The organism is Mesorhizobium sp. CAU 1732 (genome assembly GCF_039888675.1).
Taxonomy (GTDB): domain Bacteria; phylum Pseudomonadota; class Alphaproteobacteria; order Rhizobiales; family Rhizobiaceae; genus Aerobium.
Map to the genome: position 1 here is coordinate 1,373,542 of NZ_JBDQQR010000001.1, position 19,906 is coordinate 1,393,447.

Annotated in this window: 16 protein-coding genes; 9 read left to right on the plus strand and 7 right to left on the minus strand. The window is 64.0% G+C overall.

The window, feature by feature from the left end; translation table 11 throughout:
- Positions 1-7: 7 nt before the first annotated feature.
- Positions 8-523, minus strand: a complete 516-nt coding sequence (locus tag AAFN55_RS06725; RefSeq protein WP_347798085.1) for a helix-turn-helix domain-containing protein — start codon at positions 521-523, stop codon at positions 8-10.
- Positions 524-635: 112 nt separating this feature from the next.
- On the opposite strand from AAFN55_RS06725, the gene AAFN55_RS06730 reads away from it, so the two are divergent.
- The 9 genes from AAFN55_RS06730 (at position 636) to AAFN55_RS06770 (ending at position 12,926) form a co-directional block, all read left to right on the plus strand.
- Entirely contained in the window at positions 636-995 is a 360-nt protein-coding gene (locus tag AAFN55_RS06730) for a hypothetical protein (RefSeq protein WP_347798086.1), read from the plus strand.
- A gap of 124 nt (positions 996-1,119) precedes the next feature.
- Positions 1,120-2,208 carry a tungsten formylmethanofuran dehydrogenase gene (locus AAFN55_RS06735; RefSeq protein WP_347798087.1) on the plus strand — a complete coding sequence of 363 codons (1,089 nt, stop codon included), beginning with the start codon at positions 1,120-1,122 and terminating at the stop codon, positions 2,206-2,208.
- On the plus strand, positions 2,202-3,833 hold the full coding sequence (locus AAFN55_RS06740; RefSeq protein ID WP_347798088.1) for a formylmethanofuran dehydrogenase subunit A: 1,632 nt from the start codon (positions 2,202-2,204) through the stop codon (positions 3,831-3,833). Before AAFN55_RS06735 ends, AAFN55_RS06740 begins: the two co-directional genes overlap by 7 nt.
- The gene (gene fhcD, locus AAFN55_RS06745; RefSeq protein WP_347798089.1) at positions 3,821-4,729 is read left to right on the plus strand and encodes a formylmethanofuran--tetrahydromethanopterin N-formyltransferase; all 909 of its coding nucleotides are present in this window, start codon (positions 3,821-3,823) and stop codon (positions 4,727-4,729) included. Before AAFN55_RS06740 ends, fhcD begins: the two co-directional genes overlap by 13 nt.
- Positions 4,726-5,535 carry a formylmethanofuran dehydrogenase subunit C gene (locus AAFN55_RS06750; protein ID WP_347798090.1) on the plus strand — a complete coding sequence of 270 codons (810 nt, stop codon included), beginning with the start codon at positions 4,726-4,728 and terminating at the stop codon, positions 5,533-5,535. The genes fhcD and AAFN55_RS06750 overlap by 4 nt, the downstream gene beginning before the upstream one ends.
- Positions 5,536-5,546: 11 nt before the next feature.
- Positions 5,547-6,509, plus strand: coding sequence for a quinoprotein relay system zinc metallohydrolase 2 (locus AAFN55_RS06755; RefSeq protein WP_347798091.1), 963 nt, complete (start codon positions 5,547-5,549; stop codon positions 6,507-6,509).
- A gap of 99 nt (positions 6,510-6,608) precedes the next feature.
- Positions 6,609-7,457 (plus strand): quinoprotein dehydrogenase-associated SoxYZ-like carrier, encoded by an 849-nt coding sequence (locus tag AAFN55_RS06760; protein ID WP_347798092.1) that lies wholly within the window; start codon positions 6,609-6,611, stop codon positions 7,455-7,457.
- A 43-nt stretch (positions 7,458-7,500) separates the two neighbouring features.
- Entirely contained in the window at positions 7,501-8,019 is a 519-nt protein-coding gene (locus AAFN55_RS06765; RefSeq protein ID WP_347798093.1) for a PQQ-dependent catabolism-associated CXXCW motif protein, read from the plus strand.
- Between the two features lie 245 nt (positions 8,020-8,264).
- Positions 8,265-12,926: a cadherin-like beta sandwich domain-containing protein gene (locus tag AAFN55_RS06770; RefSeq protein ID WP_347798094.1), complete on the plus strand. Its 4,662-nt coding sequence runs from the start codon at positions 8,265-8,267 to the stop codon at positions 12,924-12,926.
- A gap of 226 nt (positions 12,927-13,152) precedes the next feature.
- Here AAFN55_RS06770 and AAFN55_RS06775 read toward each other — a convergent pair whose 3' ends face one another.
- From AAFN55_RS06775 to AAFN55_RS06800, 6 genes are all read right to left on the minus strand, one after another.
- Complete coding sequence (locus AAFN55_RS06775) at positions 13,153-14,616, minus strand: MFS transporter (RefSeq protein ID WP_347798095.1); 1,464 nt, start codon at positions 14,614-14,616, stop codon at positions 13,153-13,155.
- A 270-nt stretch (positions 14,617-14,886) separates the two neighbouring features.
- Positions 14,887-15,936, minus strand: coding sequence for an L-idonate 5-dehydrogenase (locus tag AAFN55_RS06780; RefSeq protein ID WP_347798096.1), 1,050 nt, complete (start codon positions 15,934-15,936; stop codon positions 14,887-14,889).
- The gene (locus AAFN55_RS06785; RefSeq protein ID WP_347798097.1) at positions 15,933-17,339 is read right to left on the minus strand and encodes a TRAP transporter large permease; all 1,407 of its coding nucleotides are present in this window, start codon (positions 17,337-17,339) and stop codon (positions 15,933-15,935) included. Before AAFN55_RS06785 ends, AAFN55_RS06780 begins: the two co-directional genes overlap by 4 nt.
- 3 nt (positions 17,340-17,342) lie before the next feature.
- A complete protein-coding gene (locus AAFN55_RS06790) occupies positions 17,343-17,915 on the minus strand; it encodes a TRAP transporter small permease (protein ID WP_347798098.1) in 573 nt (190 codons plus the stop codon).
- Positions 17,916-17,996: 81 nt separating this feature from the next.
- On the minus strand, positions 17,997-18,968 hold the full coding sequence (locus AAFN55_RS06795; RefSeq protein ID WP_347798099.1) for a sialic acid TRAP transporter substrate-binding protein SiaP: 972 nt from the start codon (positions 18,966-18,968) through the stop codon (positions 17,997-17,999).
- A gap of 38 nt (positions 18,969-19,006) precedes the next feature.
- Positions 19,007-19,750 carry an FCD domain-containing protein gene (locus AAFN55_RS06800; protein WP_347798100.1) on the minus strand — a complete coding sequence of 248 codons (744 nt, stop codon included), beginning with the start codon at positions 19,748-19,750 and terminating at the stop codon, positions 19,007-19,009.
- Positions 19,751-19,906 lie beyond the last annotated feature (156 nt).

Consider the following 19,906-nt stretch of genomic DNA (forward strand, 5'->3'; position numbering starts at 1 on the left):
CTTAGCCTCAGGTTTCAGGTGCAGCCGGCTGCGCCTGAAAACGCCTCGCCACAACCATCGTGCCAGGCTCCGCCGCACCACCGGGACCGGGAAGTGCCGAGACGGTGTCGGTGCTGACAACCTCCCCGCATTCCGAGCAGGTCACCTGTGGCCGGAACTGATGTCCGCAGGTCTTGTGGAGGAACAGTATCGGCCGGCCTTCCTCTGGCGCTGCCCAGCGATCGCCCCATTCGGTGACCGCCAGCATGGCTGGCCAGAGATCGCGACCAGCCTCGGTCAGACGATACTCATAACGCGGTGGGCGGAGTTGATAGGCCGTTCGCTCGACAATGCCATTGGCCACGAGCGCCTTCAGACGCCTGGTCAGAAGATTCCGTGAGATGCCGAGGTCCTCGGCGAGTTCGTCGAACCGCGTGATGCCGAGAAACAGATCGCGGATGATGAGCGGCGACCACCAATCGCCGATCAGTTCGAGCGCGCGGGCCAGCGAGCACCGCATGTCTGCATAACTCGTTCTTTCCATGCTCACACAATAGTGAGTTGCATCATTGAACTCAAGCCCTCATTTGGATACAGTTCAATTATTAAACTGACTGGCGTCGATGGTGCCGTCGGCCACAAACGGAGAGATGACAATGATTAGAATTGCAGCAGGATTGATCGCAGCGCTGGGCCTGGCCGGCGCGGCGCAAGCGGAGGAACTACGTCCGCTACAGGCAAGGAGCATCGAAATTGGAAGCACGACCGGCGTTGCCTACTATCAGGTTTCCGACGATGGCTTTCGGGTCGTCGCCACTCTTGTCAGTGGCGAGGCCAACGTACCCGTTCGGGTGATCGCAACGCTGATGCCCGGACAAGGCGTCGTCTTGTCGGTGCCTCAGGCGCTGAACGAAGCCTCGAGGGAAGTGGAAATCCGGCGCGTGAACGATACCGTCACCGTGTCGGATATTTCAGCCACTGTTCAGCCGGCTTCGACGAGCGGCGTTTCCAACTGAGGGACGCTCCACGCCGACAGCGATTGAACCGGGCTAACCACATTCGCTAATCTGCTCTCTGCGGGGTTCACGGTTTATCGAGTTTCGTCTAAAGTCGAGCCGGCACCAGAAAGCAATATAGTGGATGGCGGTTGCTTGGATCGGCAACCGGGAGACTCTGTTGGAGCGCGCGGTCGAGCATGCTGCCGCGCTGTTGCATTCGAGCCGGTGCCCGGTTTTCAGCTTTGACACGGACATTCATGGCACACGCGCGGCGATCGCCCTGGCCGAGCGGGTAGGTGCTTCCTACGATCACGTCGATGGCGTTGGGCTGGCGCGAGAGACGGCGCTCCTCACCGACAAAGGCGGTATGTTCGTCGCGCCGGGCGAGGTGCGCCGACGGGCCGACCTCGTAGTGATCGTCGGCGAATTGCCCGAACTACATCGCGGCTTGGTGACCGATCTCGCCGGGACGGTTCCCGATCTCGCCGCCGGCAATGCGCGCGAATTCTTCCTGATCGGTGATCGCGGGACGCGAGCTCCGCCGTTGGGCGGGCGCAAGGCGACGCGGCTTTCCTGCGGCAAGGCGGGCATCGGCGGCACGCTTGCAGCGCTCCGTGCTTTATGTGCCGGGCGTCATGTGGCAGCGCCGGTATCGAATTTTGCCCGCTTCCAGAGTGCGCTCGCAGGCGCCAGCTTCCCGGTTTTCGTGTTTTCCGGGCACTCCTCCGACGGGCTGGCGCTGGAAATGCTGCAAGGCCTGATCGCCGACCTCAACCGGACGTCGCGCGCGTCCGGCCTGCACCTGCCGGCAAGCGAAAGTGGCTGGGGCAGCACGCTGGCCTCGACCTGGATGACCGGATTTCCCCTGCGTACGAGCTTTGCGCGGGGCTTTCCGGAATTCGATCCCTGGCGGTTCGATGGGGCGCGGCAGATTGCTGCCGGCGAGGCGGATTTCCACCTCTGGATTTCCGCCAATGGCAATCGATCGCCGGAGAGCAGGAACGGTGCCACGCTGGTCGCCCTTGCGAAGACTGCGCGGCCGATCGCAGGCGCCGAGGTCACCGTCGCGATCGGCAAGGCCGGCATCGACCACGACGCGGTGAGCTACGCCAGCGGGACTGGCACTTTGGCATTCGTCTCGGCGGATCAGGCTTCGCAACTCCCTCCGGCTTCGGCGATCCTCCGCTCGATCGCCAAGCACATTCCGGCGGGGGCGGCACTGCCATGCTGACGAGAATCAAGGGCGGCGAGATCGTCGATCCGGTCAATGGCCGTCTCGGCAAGGGCGACCTCTGGATCAAGGACGAGGAGATCGTGGAGGCGCCGCGGGGCGGCCGCGCCGACCGGACCTTCGACGCGACCGGCTGCGTCGTCATGGCCGGCGCGATCGACATCCACTCCCATATCGGCGGCGGCAATGTGAACACGGCGCGGCTGCTGCTGCCGGAAGAGCACGCGGCGCACCAGGCGCGGCCTGCAGCGACGCCGCTCTCCAGCGCCGGCTGGTCGACCTTCGAGACCGGTTGTCTCTACGCCAGGATGGGTTTTACCACTGTCGTCGAGCCGGCCATGTCGCCGGGTGCGGCACTCCACACCCATCTCGAACTCGCTGATATCCCGATCATCGACAAGGCTACCCTCGCCATTCTCGGCAACGACGACTTCCTGCTGTCGATGATCCGCGACGATGCCTCCCCGCGAATGATCGAAGATTATGTCGCCTGGACCGTGGCCTCGACGCGGGCGCTTGGCGTCAAGGTCATCAATGCGGGTGCGGCAGCCGCCTTTAAGGAGAATGTGCGAACATTCTCGCTCGATGATGTCGTGCCGTCCTACGGCGTCAGTTCGCGCAAGATCGTCAAGACGCTGCAGGCTGCGGTGGATGCGCTCGGCATCCCGCATCCGCTGCATGTCCATTGCAACAATCTCGGCGCGCCGGGCTCGGCGGACACTGCCGCGGCGACGATCACGGCGGCGGAAGGCGTGCCGCTGCATCTCGCGCATCTTCAGTTCTACGGTTACGGCACCGAGGGGAAACGCAGGTTTTCGTCCGCCGCCGCGCGGCTGGCGGAACTGGTCAACGCGGCGCCGGAGGTGACCATCGACATCGGCCAGGTCATGTTCGGCCAGACCGTCACCATATCGTCGGACGTGATGCGCCAGTTTTCCGCACGCGGTAGCGCAAATCCGAAGAAGTTCGTCATCTATGACGGCGACGGCAATGGCGGCGGCATCGTGCCGTACCGCTACCGCCCGGACTATTACGGCACGGTGCAATGGGCCGCGGGGCTCGAGCTTTTCCTGTTGATCACCGATCCGTGGCGCGTCTTCTTCACCACCGATCATCCCAATGGCGCGCCGTTCACCGTCTATCCGAAACTCTTCGAGCTGCTGATGAGCAAGGATGCGCGCAACGAGATGGCGTCGTCGTTGTCGAGTTCGGCGCTCGCGTTGTCTACGCTCTCTTCGATCGATCGCGAATATACGTTCGAGGAGATCGCCATCATGACGCGTGCGGCGCCCGCAAGGCTGCTCGGGCTCGCCGACCGCGGCCATCTCGGCGAGGGTGCCATCGCTGACATCGCCGTCTACCGGCGGGACAAGGATATTGCCAAAATGCTCGGGCGTGCGGCGCTGGTGTTCAAGAACGGCGACCTCGTCGTCAAGGACGGCGAAATCACGCATTATCGCTGGGGCAGGGCGCTGAGGCTCAATCCGCCGCCGGACCGCTCGATCGTCAAGCGGCTCACGGACTATCACGAGCGGCGCTATGGCCTGTCGCTGGACCGATTCACCTTTCCCGATTCCGCGATCGCGCGCGAAGAACCTTTCCGGGAAGTGCCATGTCGCGGATGAAGGTCAACGGTGTTGCGATCGATGATACCTTTGCCGAGGCCTTCGGCATGCGGGCGACGGCGCTCGTCATCACGGGACCCAACCGAAAATGGGCGCGGCAGGCCGCCATATCGATGACGGGCTACGCCACCTCGGTCATAGGCTGCGGCTGCGAGGCGGCGATCGACGTCGAACTGCCGCCTTCGGAAACGCCCGACAACCGCCCCGGCTGCCGCGTGATGCTCTTCGCGGTCAGCACCGACGAGTTGCAGAAGCAGTTGCAGAATCGCGTCGGCCAGTGCGTGCTGACATCGCCGGGCAGCGCCTGCTTCGCCGGGTTAGATGGACCCAACCAGCTCAAGCTCGGCTCGGCTTTGCGATATTTCGGCGACGGCTGGCAGATCTCGAAAAAACTCGGGCAGCGGCATTTCTGGCGGGTTCCGGTCATGGACGGCGAGTTCGTCTGCGAGGCGACGGTCGGCATGACCAAGGAAGCGGTCGGCGGCGGCAATTTGTTGCTGCTGGCCGGCAGCAACGCCAAGGCGCTGGCGGCGGCGGAAGCAGCGGTGGCGGCGATCGACAGGGTGCAGGGCGCCATCATGCCGTTCCCGGGCGGCGTCGTGCGTTCGGGTTCGAAAATCGGCGGCAAATACAAGGGTATGACGGCCTCCACCAACGACGCCTTCGCCCCGACGCTGCGCGGCGTGGTCAGGAGCGAGCTCGGGCCTGACATCAACGCCGTGCTCGAAATCGTCATCGACGGAGAGACCAGCGACGCTGTCGCCGCCGCCATGCGCGCGGGTATCAAGGCCGTCACCGACCTCGGCCCGGCGAAAGGCGCATCGCGCATCAGCGCCGGCAACTACGGTGGCAAGCTCGGCAAGTTCCATTATCATCTGAAAGACCTGTTGCCGTGAAAGCGCTGACCTTCACCCTTCGCGCGGAGCCGCCTGAGCGGCTCGACCTTTCACCGCTGACGCCGCAAGGGCTGGCGGGATTGGATAGGCGCGCCATCGCGAATATCCGGCTCGGCCAGTCGAAACGCGCATCGACCGTGGGCGACTTTTTCCGCATCACCGGCAGTGATTCCAAAAACATCGTGTTCGAGGGTGGCAGCAGCCGCTTCGATGGTGTGGGAACGGGGGCGACCGACGGTGAGATGCGCGTCATTGGCGACGTGGGTGCGCAAGCAGGACGCGCGATGCGTGGCGGCCGGCTCACGATCGAAGGCGATGCCGGGCCTCATGCCGGCTCGGGCATGCGCGGCGGCAGGCTGGAGGTGCAGGGCTGCGCCGGCGACCATCTCGGCGCGCCGCTGGCAGGCGAGCTTGCCGGCATGAACGGCGGAGTGCTGGTCGTTCGAGGCAGGGCCGGCGCCTTCGCCGCCGACCGCATGCGGCGCGGCCTCATCGCAGTGCTGAAAGGCTGCGGCGACCACGCCGGCAGTCGTATGATCGCCGGAACGCTGATGGTAGCCGGCGGCGCCGGCGATATGCCCGGATATCTGATGCGGCGCGGCTCGATCCTGCTCGACCGCGCCCCGAAGAGCTTGTCGCCGAGCTTTGTCGAATGCGGCGCGCCGGACAGCGTCTTTGCGACGCTCGCCGACCGCCATTTGATCTCGGAGGGCATCCTCAGGCGCCCGCTTCTCGGGAAGACGCCGCGCAGATATGGCGGCGATAATGCGGTTCTCGGCTTGGGCGAGATCCTGTTCCCTGCCTGAGAGGTCGAAAGATGCCGATCGATCCGACGCGACGCAGAATGATGAAGGGGCTTGCCTCTGTCGGCGCCGCGGCCTTGCCGTGCTGCTTCGCACAGAGCGTCCTGGCTGCAACTGGCGCTGAATTTACGCTTCGTGAAATAGCCGACGGCGTTTTCGCCTTTCAGGGCGTCGACGAGTTGATGCATCCGGGCAATGAAGGCGCGATCTGCAACCTGGGCGTCGTGGTCGGTTCGGATGCTGTGGCGGTGATCGACAGCGGCGGCAGCATGGCCGAGGCTCAAGCCTTCATCGCCGCGATCACCGCGGTCACGAGCAAACCGGTCCGCTACCTGATCAACACCCACGTGCACCCCGACCATATCTTCGGCAATGCGGCGTTCCGGGCACTCGGCCCGACGATAGTTGGCCACCAAAATCTACCGGCGGCGCTCGAAGCGCGCGGCGAGTATTACCTGCGAAGCTACCGCGAGCAGCTCGGTGACAAGCTGATGGAAGGCATAGAGATTGTGCCACCGACGCTGTTGGTTGAGGACATGCTGGAGTTGGATCTCGGTGGGCGCGTGCTTCAACTGAAGGCATGGGACGCTGCCCACACCGACAACGACCTCACCGTTCACGATCCCACGACCGGGACGCTGTTTGCGGGCGATTTGGTCTTCATGGGGCACCTGCCGACCATAGACGGATCGCTGCTCGGCTGGCTTCGGCAGATGAATAGGCTCGCCGGCATAGATGCCGTGCGGGTCGTGCCGGGTCACGGGCCTGCGCCCAGCGAATGGCCGGATGCGCTGGAAGCCGAGCGCCGCTATTTCGAGGTCCTTGCCCGCGACCTCCGCCTAGCAATCAAGGAAGGGACGCCTCTCGCCGAAGCGGTCAAGACTGCCGGGCGCAGCGAGGCGCCGAACTGGGCGCTGTTCGACGACTACAACGAGCGCAACGCGACGACCGCCTACGCCGAGCTCGAATGGGAATAGCCGCGGGATTGGCCGCGCCAGAGCGGTTTGCCATCCGGCTGGAACGGTAGTAGCCTCAGCGTGTGCCAGGGCACCACCTTCGAACCGGTGGAGGCATTGATGCAATACAACGTCTTTCGCAAGCTGCGGCGCTCCGTAGCTACGCTTCTCGTCGCGGTCGTGGCGGGAGGCGCGCTCATCGGGTCGACGGCCGCTCAGCAGTCTGTGGCAGGATCGGAGAGGATCTGGGCGGCGCTGAAGGGCGACGTGCTTGGCGACCGACCGATCCTTCTCGACACCGGTCTCGTCCGCATCGAGGCCCCGAAGCGCGCGCAGGATGCGGCGCTGGTGCCTGTCGACATCTACATCGATCCCGCCAGGGCTTCCGGCGTCAAAAAGGTGACGATGGTCATCGACGTCAATCCGGCGCCGGTGGCGGCAACGTTCCAGTTCGGCGAGGACGCCGGCGTCACGCATCTGGCGACGCGCGTTCGCGTCAACGACTACTCGTATCTGCGCGTGATTGCCGAAACCGAAAGCGGCGAACTCCATATGTCGCAAACCTTCGTCAAGGCGTCGGGCGGATGCTCGGCGCCGGCCGTCAAGAATTCGAAGGATGCGCTGAGCTCGATGGGGCAGATGAAGCTGCGACAGTTCGTGCCGCCGGCAGAGGAAACGATGACGAAGGCGCAGGAGCTGCAGTTGATGATCCGTCACCCCAACAATTCTGGCCTGCAGCGCGATCCGCTGACCCAATATTTCATCCCGGCGCATTTCGTCCAGACCCTGTCGATCTCGCAGGGCGACCGGCTGATCCTTGCCATGGAGGGCGGCATCTCCATCTCGGAAGACCCTAATTTCCGCTTCGATTTCGCGACGCAAGGTACGGAGGACATCCGCGTCGAGGCCGCCGATACGGACGGCAAGGTGTTCACGGACAGATGGCCGCTCGATGCCACGGGGCTTTAACGGCATGCACGGAAACTACGTGGTATTGCTTTTGGTCACAGGGATGTTGGCGTTCGCGGGGCCGGCGCGAGCGGGCGGTGTCGAAGAGCCTGCCGGCTACCGGATGGGCGATTACAAGGCGCGCGTGCCCGATACCCTCAAGGACGTGAGGGTCGTCGATACGAAGGAGGCGGAAGCGCTCTGGCGGGAGAAGAAGACCCTGTTCATCGATGTCATGCCGAACACGCCGAAGCCCGCGAACCTGCCTGCCGGGACGATATGGAAGGACAAGGTCAGGGAGAACATTCCTGGCAGCATCTGGCTCGCTAATGTGGGCTATGGCGCAATCCCGGACGAGACGGCCGACTATTTCCGGTCAAGCCTCGAAGCAGGCACAGTGTCCGATAAATCCCGCCCCATCCTGTTCTATTGCATGACCGACTGCTGGATGTCCTGGAACGCCGCCAAACGGGCGGTCGAATGGGGCTACAGCTCGGTGATCTGGTATCCGTTCGGGGCGGATGGCTGGGAAAGCGCGAACCTGCCCCTTGAGGAGAATCGGCCTTACACGATCGGCGATTGATTGTGCGGCCTGCGCGCGATTGCATCCGAATTTTCAGGTTGTTCCCATGCTCTAGAGCCGGTTCCATCCCGCGTCGGCATTGAACAACGGTCGTGACGCGCGCAGCGCGCATTCGATGCGCCCGATCCGGTTTCGGAACGGCCGACCGCGCAGCTAGCCGTATTTAAATCCATGCAGTCCATTGATTTTCCGCCAACCGCCCACCATTGTGCGCGCGGGCTTAAAAGGGTGGCATGGGGATGACGATGCGGGGCGGCTTCGGCGCGTTTTCTGGACGCGTGGGTTTTTTCTTTTTTGTGCTGGTGGCGTGCGTTCAGATTGCGCTGACCGCACCGGCGTCGGCGCAGCAGCCCACCGCCAGTGATTTCACGGTAACGGCGCCCTATGGTTCGACAGCGATAAACTACAGCTTTGTGGGCCACGCGACCGGAGGGTACTTTCAGGTAGATGTCGGAGGGTTCAGTCAGTTGGGGGCCCCCTCGGTGGTGGGTTCAGGCAGCGCCGGCCCCGGCCTCTACGTGTCTTTCTACAATCCGGGGTTTGTCAGGGCCGGGGCTGTCCGATACTGGACGTGTACGTCTGACACGCAATGCACCGGCGCCGATCGCGCAGACGCGACGATCACCTTCGTGCCGACGGGCGTACCTACGCCGGTCGTGACATCCGTAGCCGTTCCAGCCGATGGCAGCTACCAGGCCGGCGATCAGCTACAATTCACGGTCAACTTCGATCACGACGTCACCGTCACCGGCACGCCTCGAATCGAGATGAATGTCGGCAGGCACACACGCTATGCGGATTATGTCAGCGGGAGCGGCTCACGCGCGCTTGTCTTCACGCACACGGTGCAGCCCTTAGATATGGCACTGAGGGGCATCATCGTTACCGCCCTGCGTGCCAATGGCGGCACGATCAGAAGCGCCGCTTACGCCGATGCCAATCTTGCGTTGAACAACATGCCCAGCACCGCCGGCGTGCTTGTCGACACGACGCCGCTGTTCGCCAATGATTTCACGGTAACGGCACCCTACGGTTCGATAAGGGTAAACTATAACTTTGAGGCCCACGCGGGCGGCGGCTTCTATCAGATTAGGCTAGATGATTTCAGACAGTTGGGAAACTTTCCCGGGGGCTCTGTAGGCGGCTGGGATCCTGCCTTTTTCGTAGATTTCTTTCCTCCGGGTTTTGTCGCGGCCGGGACTGTCCCCTACGAGGTATGTAGGACTCTCGATCAATGCATCGGAGCCACGATCACTTTCGTGCCGACGGGCGCACCCACGCCCGCCGTGTCATCCGTGGCTGTTCCAGCCGATGGCACCTATAGGGCCGGCGATCCGCTGCAATTCACCGTTAACTTCGATCTCGACGTCACCGTCACCGGCACGCCTCAAATCGCGCTGAATGTCGGCGGGGCCACGCGCTATGCGACCTATGTCAGCGGGAGCGGCTCCAGCGCCCTTGTCTTTACTTATGCAGTACAGCCCGGCGATATGGCACCGGGCGGCATCGCCGTTACCGCCCTGAGCGCCAATGGCGGCATGATCAGAAGCGTTGCTCACGCCGATGCCAATCTCGCGTTGAACATTATCGGCGACGCCAGTGGCGTGCTTATCGACGCGACACCACCGGAGGTGCAGGCCGTCAGTGTTGTAGGCAGCCCTCCGTCCAACGCCGGGAACATCACGCTTGAAATCGTGTTTTCCGAGCCTGTGACGGGATTCGTGGTGGCGGGTATGACACCCCTGCCGCCGGCTGGAAGCTCTGCGGCCCTGGCCAATCTGCGCACGTGCGATAACATCACCTATCAGGTGGACGTCGACATGACCGGGCCCGGCACGTACGGCATCCAGATCGCGGCTGGCTCGGTCGTCGATGCGGCGGGGAACGGCAACGTCGCCTACACCAATAACTCGGTGTGGGTGCGCCTTTCGGACGATGCGAGCCTGTCCTCGATTGTGTCCAGCGCAGGCGCGCTCAACCCCGTCTTCGCTTCCGGCACGCTGGCCTATACGCTCGCCGTCGATCATGACACGGAAACCCTGACGCTCACGCCGCTCGTATCGAACAGCGACGCGACGGTGACGGTCGACGGGCAGGGGGTGACCTCGGGCAGCGCAAGCCAGCCGGTTGCGCTCGCGGTCGGAGCCAATGTGATCACCATCCTCGTAACGGCGCAGGACGGCACGAGCACGCAGAGCTATACGGTAACAGCGACGCGTGCGCCTTCGGGCGACGCCCGGCTGACTGGTCTGGCGACGAGCGCGGGAGCGGTCGACCCCGTCTTCACGCCTACGGTTTTTGCCTACGCGTTGGCTGTCAACCATGAGGTCGACAGCCTCTCCGTCACACCGACCGTGGCCGAGGCGACTGCGATGGTGACGGTCGACGGGCAGGCGGTCGCCTCGGGCAGCGCAAGCCAGCCGGTTGCGCTCGCGGTGGGAGCCAATGTGATTACCATCCTCGTGACGGCGCAGGACGGCACGAGCACGCAGAGCTATACGGTAACGGCGACGCGTGCGCCTTCGGGCGACGCCCGGCTGACTGGTCTGGCGACGAGCGCGGGATCGATCGATCCCGCCTTCACGCCCACGGTTTTTGGCTACGGACTGACTGTCGGCCACGAGGTGGACAGCCTCTCCGTCACACCGACCGTGGCCGAGGCGACTGCGACGGTGACGGTCGACGGGCAGGCGGTGACCTCGGGCAGCGCAAGCCAGCCGGTTGCGCTCGCGGTCGGAGCCAATGTGATTACCATCCTCGTGACGGCGCAGGACGGCACGAGCACGCAGAGCTATACGGTAACGGCGACGCGTGCGCCGTCGGGCGACGCCCGGCTGACCGGTCTGGCGACGAGCGTGGGATCGATCGATCCCGCCTTCACGCCCACGGTTCTTGCCTACGCGTTGGCTGTCGGCCACGAGGTGGACAGCCTCTCCGTCACACCGACCGTGGCCGAGGCGACTGCGACGGTGACGGTCGACGGGCAGGCGGTGACCTCGGGCAGCGCAAGCCAGCCGGTTGCGCTCGCGGTGGGCGCGACGCCGATCCGCATCGACGTGACCGCTGCAGATGGGACGGTGCTTTCCTACCGGCTGACGGTCGATCGCCTTGCCGCGTCGAACGCCAGTCTCGCGGCGTTGTCGATCGGCATCGGCGCGCTGGAGCCGGCGTTCTCACCCGGAACCTCGAATTATACGGTCAATCTCGATCACGACACTGAAAACCTGACATTCACACCGGCGGTAGCCGATACCAACGCCACGGTGACCGTAAACGGACAAGCGGTCGCCTCGGGCACGCCCAGTCAGGCACTGCCGCTTGCGGTGGGGCCGAATGCGGTCTCCATCGTGGTGACGGCGCAGGACCGCACGAGTACGCAGACCTATACTGTGACGATCGTGCGCGCAGGCTCGGCCGATGCGAACCTGGCGGGGCTCCTGCTCAGCGCAGGCACGCTGGAACCGGCATTCTCGCCGGGTACGCGGGCATATTCGGTGGCCGTGGACCACGGGGTCGAGATGATGGCGCTGACCCCGACCGCCGCGCACGCTAACGCCGCCATAACCATCGCCGGCCAGTCGGTTGCCTCGGGTGCCGCCAGCCAGCCGGTGCCGCTCGCCATCGGATCGAACACGGTCTCCGTGACTGTGACCGCCCAGAACGGCAGCACGAGCCTGATCTATACGGTTACCGCTACGCGCGCCGAGGCGACCCGCCCCGACCCGTCGCAGGACGCCGAGGTCGTCGGCCTGCTGAACGCGCAGCTCGGTGCGGCGCGCCGTTTTGCGCAAACCCAGACACGCAACTTCGGAAGCCGGCTCGAACAGCTTCACAATGAAGGCGACCGGCGCGCATCAAGCATGAACGTCCGCTTCGGCCTGCAGCAGGACAGCTCGGTCAGCCCAGCGCAGCGGGAACTCGAACAACTGACGGCCGCGCGCCAGGACGCCAGCGGCGGTCAGCATGCGGGGCAGATGCCGGGAATGCTTGCCTATGGGGCGAGCGACGCCAACCTGGCACCGGGGACCGCCACGGCGAATTCGGAGCTATCGTCTTCCTCGTCGTTGATGGCTCCTGACTTTGGACCATTCGCTTTCTGGTCTGGTGGATTCGTGAATTTCAGCGAACGCGACAGCGGCGGCATTGATCTCGACTCCACCATGGTCGGCGTCAGCGGCGGTGTCGACTACCGCTTCTCGCAGCGGTTCGTCGGTGGTTTCGGCGTCGGCTACAGCAGGGATCAGACCGATATTGGTTCCAACGGCACGGAAAGCCGTGGCGCGGCCTTCAGCGGCGCCCTCTATGGCAGCTACAAGCCGGTCGACAACCTCTTCATCGATGGCCTCATCGGCGCAAGCCGGCTGGATTTCGACTCGAGGCGCTTTGTCACCGCCAATGGCGAATTCGCTGAGGGTAGCCGCAGCGGCGCGCAACTCTTCGGTTCGCTTACGGCTTCGTATGAATTCCGCGGCGAGAAATGGCTGATTTCGCCTTATGGGCGGGCCGAACTCTCACGGTCCTGGCTGGATGGGTTCACCGAGACGGGCGGCGGAAGCTACGGGCTGACCTATGGCGATCAGACGATCGACACCCTGTCGGGTGTTCTCGGCATTCGAGCAAGCTATGCGTTCGATATGGATTGGGGTGTCCTGACCCCTGGGGTTCGGGCCGAATACACCCATGATTTCGACGGATCGTCGCGGGTGAGCCTTGGCTATACCGATATCGGCGGGCTGCCCTATGCGATCGACATCGACCCAACCGTTCGTGATTATGCCACACTCGGCCTTTCGCTCGACATGCGCTTCGACAACGACTGGGATCTCGGCTTCGACTACCGGACAAGCTTCGGCGGATCGGGCAACCACGACCATGCATTCGGTGCCAAGCTGGGAGTGAGATTCTAGAGCATCGGACCGAAAAGCGGAATCCAATTTTCGGCTTATTCCGATGTTCAAACAAGCAGATAGATCGCCGTGCGTCGCCGGGACGCACGGCGATCTAGATGGCGCAGCCGGATGCTCGCAGCTTTCGGATTTCGTGAGCGAATGGCAGACATGGGGGTCGGATTCTGCCAAAGGTTGCCTGTCGCCACCCATTGTCGGATTTCGGGTGAGAGCGGGACGGTCTGACTTATGGCTCAGGCTGTTTCAATTGCTGCTGCTGCGGTTTCCCCGTCCGATGGCGCACCAGTGCGCTCATGGCGATCAGCCCGATTGCCGCGAAGGGCACGCTTGACGCGAAGACCCACCGGGCAACCTTCGCGGCGTCTGCGGCTGTCTCGATGGACAGCAGACCCGAGGCATTCGCCACGATCCCGGCATAGGCCGCGCCGAGCGCGTAGCCGAGCCTCTGTATCGTGGGGATCGCCCCGGAAACGCGCTGGACCTCGTCTGCATCGGCGACCGCCATCGTTCGCCTGAGAATGAATGTCCATGCCATCCCGAAGCCCCCGCCCTCCAATGCCGCGAAAACGGCGATCAGCCAGACAGGGCCGTTGGGAACCGCATGGAGAAAGCCGAGGATGCTGAGGGACACGACCGTCATGCCGAGGGCGATCATCAGCCGGTCGAACCGCTCCGGCAATCCGCTGGCCAGAACGGCCATGACCGACCAGCCGATGGACGAACAGGCAACGATGTAACCGGCGGTCAGCGCGGAGACGCCATGGATCGCCGTAACCAGCAGCGGCCCGAACGCCGTGATGGCGATGGTCGCCATCGACATGGACAGGATCATGAGCAGCGCGGCGCCGGCCGGACGCCACGGGTCGAACGGGCGGCGCGGAAGGAGGCGACTGTCGCCCGCGCGCTCGTCCAGCCACAGAAATCCGATCAGGCAGACCAGACCGGCGGCGACGGAAGGGACCGTTCGCAGGATCGAGACCTCGACGCCACCCAAGGCGACCAGAACGACGGCGAGACACAACAGGGACAGACGCCTGCCAGGGAATGCAGCAGCGTCGGCCGTGGATCGTGTCGTGCCCGCGTCGCTCCGCAAGACGATCCAGAGGGCGAGGGCGAATGCCTGGCAGGCAAAGAAGGCGAAGCCCCACCGCCAGGTCGCATATTCCACGAAGAAGCCGCCGACCAGCGGCCCGGCGAATGCCGAGACGCCCCAAAGGGTCGAAACGGCCGCCATCGCGCGCGCGATATAGCGGCGCGGGAAGATCAGGCCGACCGCGACGAAGCCCATTGCCACCAGACCGCCGCCGCCTATCCCTTGCAGGGCGCGTCCCGTCAGAAGCAACGGCATGGTCGGGCTGACGGCGCTGACGATGCAGCCCAACCCGAACAGGGCGGCGGCCATGCTCATCGGCGCGCGCAGGCCGAAGCGCATGGTCAGCAATGCGCTGGCCGCCCCCGCGACGATCGACCCGATTTCGTAGAGCGAGACGGACCAGCCCACCAAAGCGGCCCCGCCGATCTCGGCCACGATGGAGGGGAGCATGGTGGCGACGATCATGCTGTCGGCCGCGTGAAGCCAGACGGCCAGGCAAACCAGGGCGAGCGATGCCGCGTAAGGGCTTCCAAGAAACTCCTTCCATGACACGAATGTCTCCGTGTCCTTCCCTGCCTCGCTGTCCGTGTCCGCCATGCCCGTCTCCTCCTGACGCATATATCGCTACGGCCTCAACAGTGGTTGAGGTCAAGGAGATTGCGAATGGCGAAGAAGGAATTGTCCGTCGAATTTTCGCGCAGCGGAAGTCCGGTCTGATTAACGCGGTCGTGGGCGGGGCCGGATCTGGCTGACCTAAGCAAACACAATCATGACGGCTTCCCGGCAGGCGGATCGTCTGTTCGTATCGGGCGGTCGAGTGTGCCCGGCGCTTCGGCCGAGCCCACGTCGCCTGCGCCACGCCAAAAATCAGTCGGCCGTGAGCACGACCTTGACGCTCTGGCTGCGGTCCAGCGCCAGCCGGAATGCATCCGGTGCCTCGCGCAGCGGGCGCTGCGCGGTGATCAGTTTTTGGACGTCGATCTCGCCGGCGACGATGAGGTCGACGGCGGTCTGGAACTCGGTTCCGAAGCGGAACGTGCCGCGCAGGTCGAGTTCCTTCGCCATCACGGCGTTTGCGGGAACCGGGATGTCGCCGCCTGGCAGGTTGCCGATCAGCACCACCGTTCCGCCGCGCCGCACAGCGCGGATGGCCGAGGCGAGACCGGCGCTGGTGCCGGATATCTCGAACGCTACGTCGATCGGGCCGCCGGCCGCTGCATCGTCGAGCTCTGCGGTGCCGGCGGATACATCGATGGCGGCGTCCGCCCCGAGCGAGCGGGCGAAGGCGAGCGGCGCCGCTGCGATATCGACCATGGTTATGTGGTCAGCCCCTGCGCGCCGCGCCGCGAGCATGGTCAAAAGCCCGATCGGTCCGGCGCCGAAAAGCGCGACATGCGCGCCCCGGATCGCACCGGCACGCGCCACCGCATGAAGCGCGACGGCCAGCGGTTCGGCAAGGGCGGCGGATGAAAAGGGCAGGCTGGACGGAACCTTCACGCACTGGTCGGGCGTGGCATCGAAGAGGCTCGAAAAGCCGCCCTGCATGTGCGGCGTCTTCGATGCCGACCCCATGAAGTAGATGTTTTCGCAGAGGTTCTGGCGTCCCTCGCGGCAACGGACGCAGGTTCCGCACCAGCGCGACGGATTGACCGAGACACGATCGCCGGGCGAGAGCCCATCGACATCGGTCCCCACCGCGACGATCTCGCCGGACACCTCGTGCCCGAGGATCAGCGGTTCGGTGACCACGTAATCGCCCGTGCGTGCGTGGCGGAAATAATGCAGGTCCGAGCCGCATATGCCGCCAGCGCCGAACCGCAGACGCACCATTCCCGGAGCCAGGGTTCCCGGCTCGCGCGTGACGAGCCGGAGGTCTTCGGGCGCGAACAGGGTCGCGGCGATCGCCATGTCGTTCATCGGATGAGGCCCATCTGGGTCGGCAGCCACAGGCTGACGATCGGGAAGAAGGTGATGATGAGCAGCGCGAGGAACAGCGGCGCGAGCCAGGGCAGGATCGCCATGGTCGTGGCCTCGATCGACAGTTTCGAGATGCGCGACAGCACGAAGAGCACCATGCCGACAGGCGGTGTGAGCAGGCCGATCATCAGGTTCAGCGTGACGATGAGACCGAGATGAACCGGGTCGATGCCGTATTGGGCCGCCATAGGCAGGAGGATCGGGACCAGGATGGTGATGGCCGCGATCGTGTCCAGGAACGACCCGACGACCAGCAGGATGATGTTGACCAGGATCAGGAAGACCCACGGACTGTCGGTGAGCGAGAAGATGAAGGTCGAGAAGAGCTGCGCGGCTTGGCTGACGGTCAGGAGCCATGCGAAGATCGATGCCGCGGTGACGATGAACAGCACCGAGGCGGTCGTCTCGATCGTGTCGAAGCTCGCCCGCGCGAGCGTCTTCAGCGTCATGGTGCGATAGCGCACCAACCCCAGGAACAGCGACCAGATGACCGCGGCGACGGCAGCCTCGGTGGGCGTGAACCAGCCCATCGTCATGCCGCCGATGAGGATGACCGGTGTCATGAGTGCCATCACCGCGGAGAAATCATAATACCAATCGAGCGCAATGAGCGCGACGAGCGCGATCAGCACGGACAGGTTGATCGACAGCCCCGCCAGCACGAGCAGATAGACCGCCACGGGGAAGCACAGGACCACGACGACTTCGAGCGATGCGCCCGCCAGCCGCTTCAGTTCGAAAGGGGTGTCGGAGCCCCAGCCCTTGCGATGGGCGAAGACGAAGACGGTGAGCATCATCAAAATGGTCATGACGATGCCCGGCAGGATGCCCGCCATGAACAGCGCGCCGATCGAGACGTTGGCCAGCATGCCGTAGATGACGAAGGGCAGGGAGGGCGGGAAGATCGGTCCGAGCGTCGCGGACGCCGCCGTGACGCCGACTGCCGCATCGACCGGATAGCCGTGGTCCCTCATCGCCTTGATCTCGATCGTGCCGATACCTGCGGCATCGGCCAGCGCGGTTCCCGACATGCCGGAAAAGACGACGGAGCCGATGATGTTCACCTGCGCCAGGCCGCCGCGCATCCAGCCGACCAGCGACAGCGCGAAGTGATAGATGCGGCCGGTCACGCCGGCGATGTTCATCAGATTGCCGGCCATGATGAAGAAGGGGACGGCCAGAAGCGGAAAGCTCTCGACGCCCGCGATCATGCGCTGGGCCGCGATGATATCGGGCGCGACCCCGTAGAACACGAGGTAGAGAAGCGACGCCACCGCCATCGAGACGGCCACCGGCACGCCGATCGCCATGAAAACCAGAAATGAACCTATCAGGAGCAGCATCGGTCAGATCCCCGCGACGTGAGTGTCTTCCGCCTGTTCGCGGACTGTCTTTTCATTGATGAGATCGCGCACGAAGTTCTGCGCGGCCCTGAACGTCATCAGGGCGAAAGCGGCCAGCACCGTATAGAAGACGATGCCGCGCGGCAGGTTGACCGTGACCATGCGTTCCTTGCCGACGATCGCCACGTAGCGCCACATCAGCCAGGTGGCGTAGGCGAAGAAGGCGATGACGAGAATGTCGACCGCGATCGACAGCCAGCGCCCGGTACGTTGCGAGACGAGCCGGTAGATGAAATCGACCTGGATGTGGCGCACCATGCGCACGCACATCACCGATCCCATGAAGACCACCATGACGAGGCCGTTGGCGGCGAGTTCCTCCGTCCAGGCGAGGCTGTTGTTCAGCACATAGCGCGTGAAGAACTGCAGGAAGACGCAAGCCCCCATCGCCCAGAAAAGCGCGAAGGTGACCCAGTCTTCGACAGCGTAGACCGACAGGTCGACAGGGCCTGCCTCGTCCTCGAAGGACTTGGCCATCTCATCGACGCTGACAAGCGTGTTTGCGTCCTCACTCATCGGTGCGGCTCCAGATCTCTGATCCTGTAGGCGGTGGGGTGTCGCGCCCGACGTGATCGCGTCGGGCGCCGGCTTCATCGGTTACTTGATCGCTCGGATCGCATCCCAATCGGCCTTGCGGTAGCCGAATTCCTCGAACGTCACCTTTTCAAGCACGTTCTTCTCGAAATCGGAGATATCGACTTCGGTGACCGTCAGGCCCTCATCCTTGAAGTACTGGACCAGTTCCTTCTCGCGCTCGACGATCTTCTGCGTCGCGCGCGTCGCCGCTTCACGCATCACCTCGGTGAAGATCTCCTTGTCCTCGTCCGAGAGCGAGGCCCAGCGGGTCTTGGAGACGATCGTGTTTAGGTGATCGACGATGTGGCCGGTCAGGACGATGTTCTTCTGAACTTCGAAGAACTTCTTGGCCTCGATCGTCGTCAGCGGGTTTTCCTGCGCCTCGACGGTGCCGTTCTGAAGCGCGATGTAGACCTCGGCGAACGCGATCGGCGCGGTGTTTGCGCCGCATGCGCGCGGCATTGCGAGATAGGCCGGCACGTCGGGGACGCGCATCTTCAGGCCGGCCATGTCGGCGCATTTCTCGATCGGCCGGTTCGAGGTGGTGTGACGCGTGCCGTAATAGGTCGTGGCCGTGATGTGGTGGCCGGAGGCATCTTCATAGCCCTTGGCCAACTCGTTGTAGGTGTCGCTGCCGACATAGGCGAGCAGATGGTCGGCATCGCGGAAGATGAACGGGTAGTAGGTGACGCCCATCGGCGCGAATTCGCGCGCGGCGAAGCTCGATCCGGAAACGATGATATCGACAGTGCCGAGTGTCAGGCCCTGGTTGATATCGGATTCCTTGCCGAGCTGCGACGAGGGGAACACGTCGATCTTGTAGCGACCGTCGGTGCGCTTGCCGATTTCTTCCGACGCCCAGACCGATTCCGTATGGAACGGCTCGTTGGGCTCATAGACGTGAGCCCATTTCAGGACTTCCTGGGACAGCGCCTGTGCCGGCATTGCCAGCGCCACGAGCGCACCCATCAAGGCTGCGTAACGAAATTTCATGTCGGTTTCCTCCCTGCTCCGTTTGTGGTGCCGGCCAATCACACTGCGCCGGCGACCTCCTCCTCCATGCCCGGCACCTTTGCGGTTCCGGGTTTCTTCCTGAAGCTGATCGAGAAGCGCGCTTGCGAGCGCCTCAGATGCTCCTGCATGGCAGCCTTCGCCGCCGCAGGGTCGCGCGCCGCTATCGCGTCACGCACGAGGCGGTGCTCCTCGAACGCCGCCTTCCATGTCGAATGGTCCTCGAAATACGCCGACAGACGCTCGAAGAACGGGTTCATCCGCTGATCGAAAAGCTCGCCCACGACGCGCACCAGAACGGCATTGTCGAGCATCGACGCGATGCTCGCATGGAACTCGCGATCGAGCGCGATGCTCTTGGGGCCTGGGTGCGCCATGCCGTCCATGCGCGCCAGAATGTCGTCCAGCGCCGCGATATGCGCATCGGTCGCATGGCGCGCGGCCTCCTCGGCCGCCGCTCCCTCGATAAATTCGCGGGCGCGCAACAACTCGAAGGGACCTTCGCCGGCCGTCGAATGGGCGGATGCCGATGACGGCTTGGTCACGTAGATGCCGGACCCGACGCGGATGCGAACGCGCCCCTGGACCTCCAGTGCGATCAGGGCTTCGCGAATGGTCGGCCGCGAAATGCCCATGCGCTCCGCGAGGTCCCGCTCTGACGGGAGACGCGCGCCGACGGGATATTCGCCATTGTCGAAAAGCTGTGTGAGCTGGTCGGCGACCTGCTGGTAAAGCCGTCTGGGAACGATGGTTTCGATCGGCATGTCTCGGCTCCTCCTCCCGAGGCTGCCAGCGTCAATCCGGTAAAGTGGCCTGACCAATTTCGACAGTGGTCGAAATGCGCCGCACCGTCAAGTGGACAGGCTCACGCGCAGTTTCGGTGGCGGTTCATCCTCGGTCAAAGCAACGGATGGCTTTTA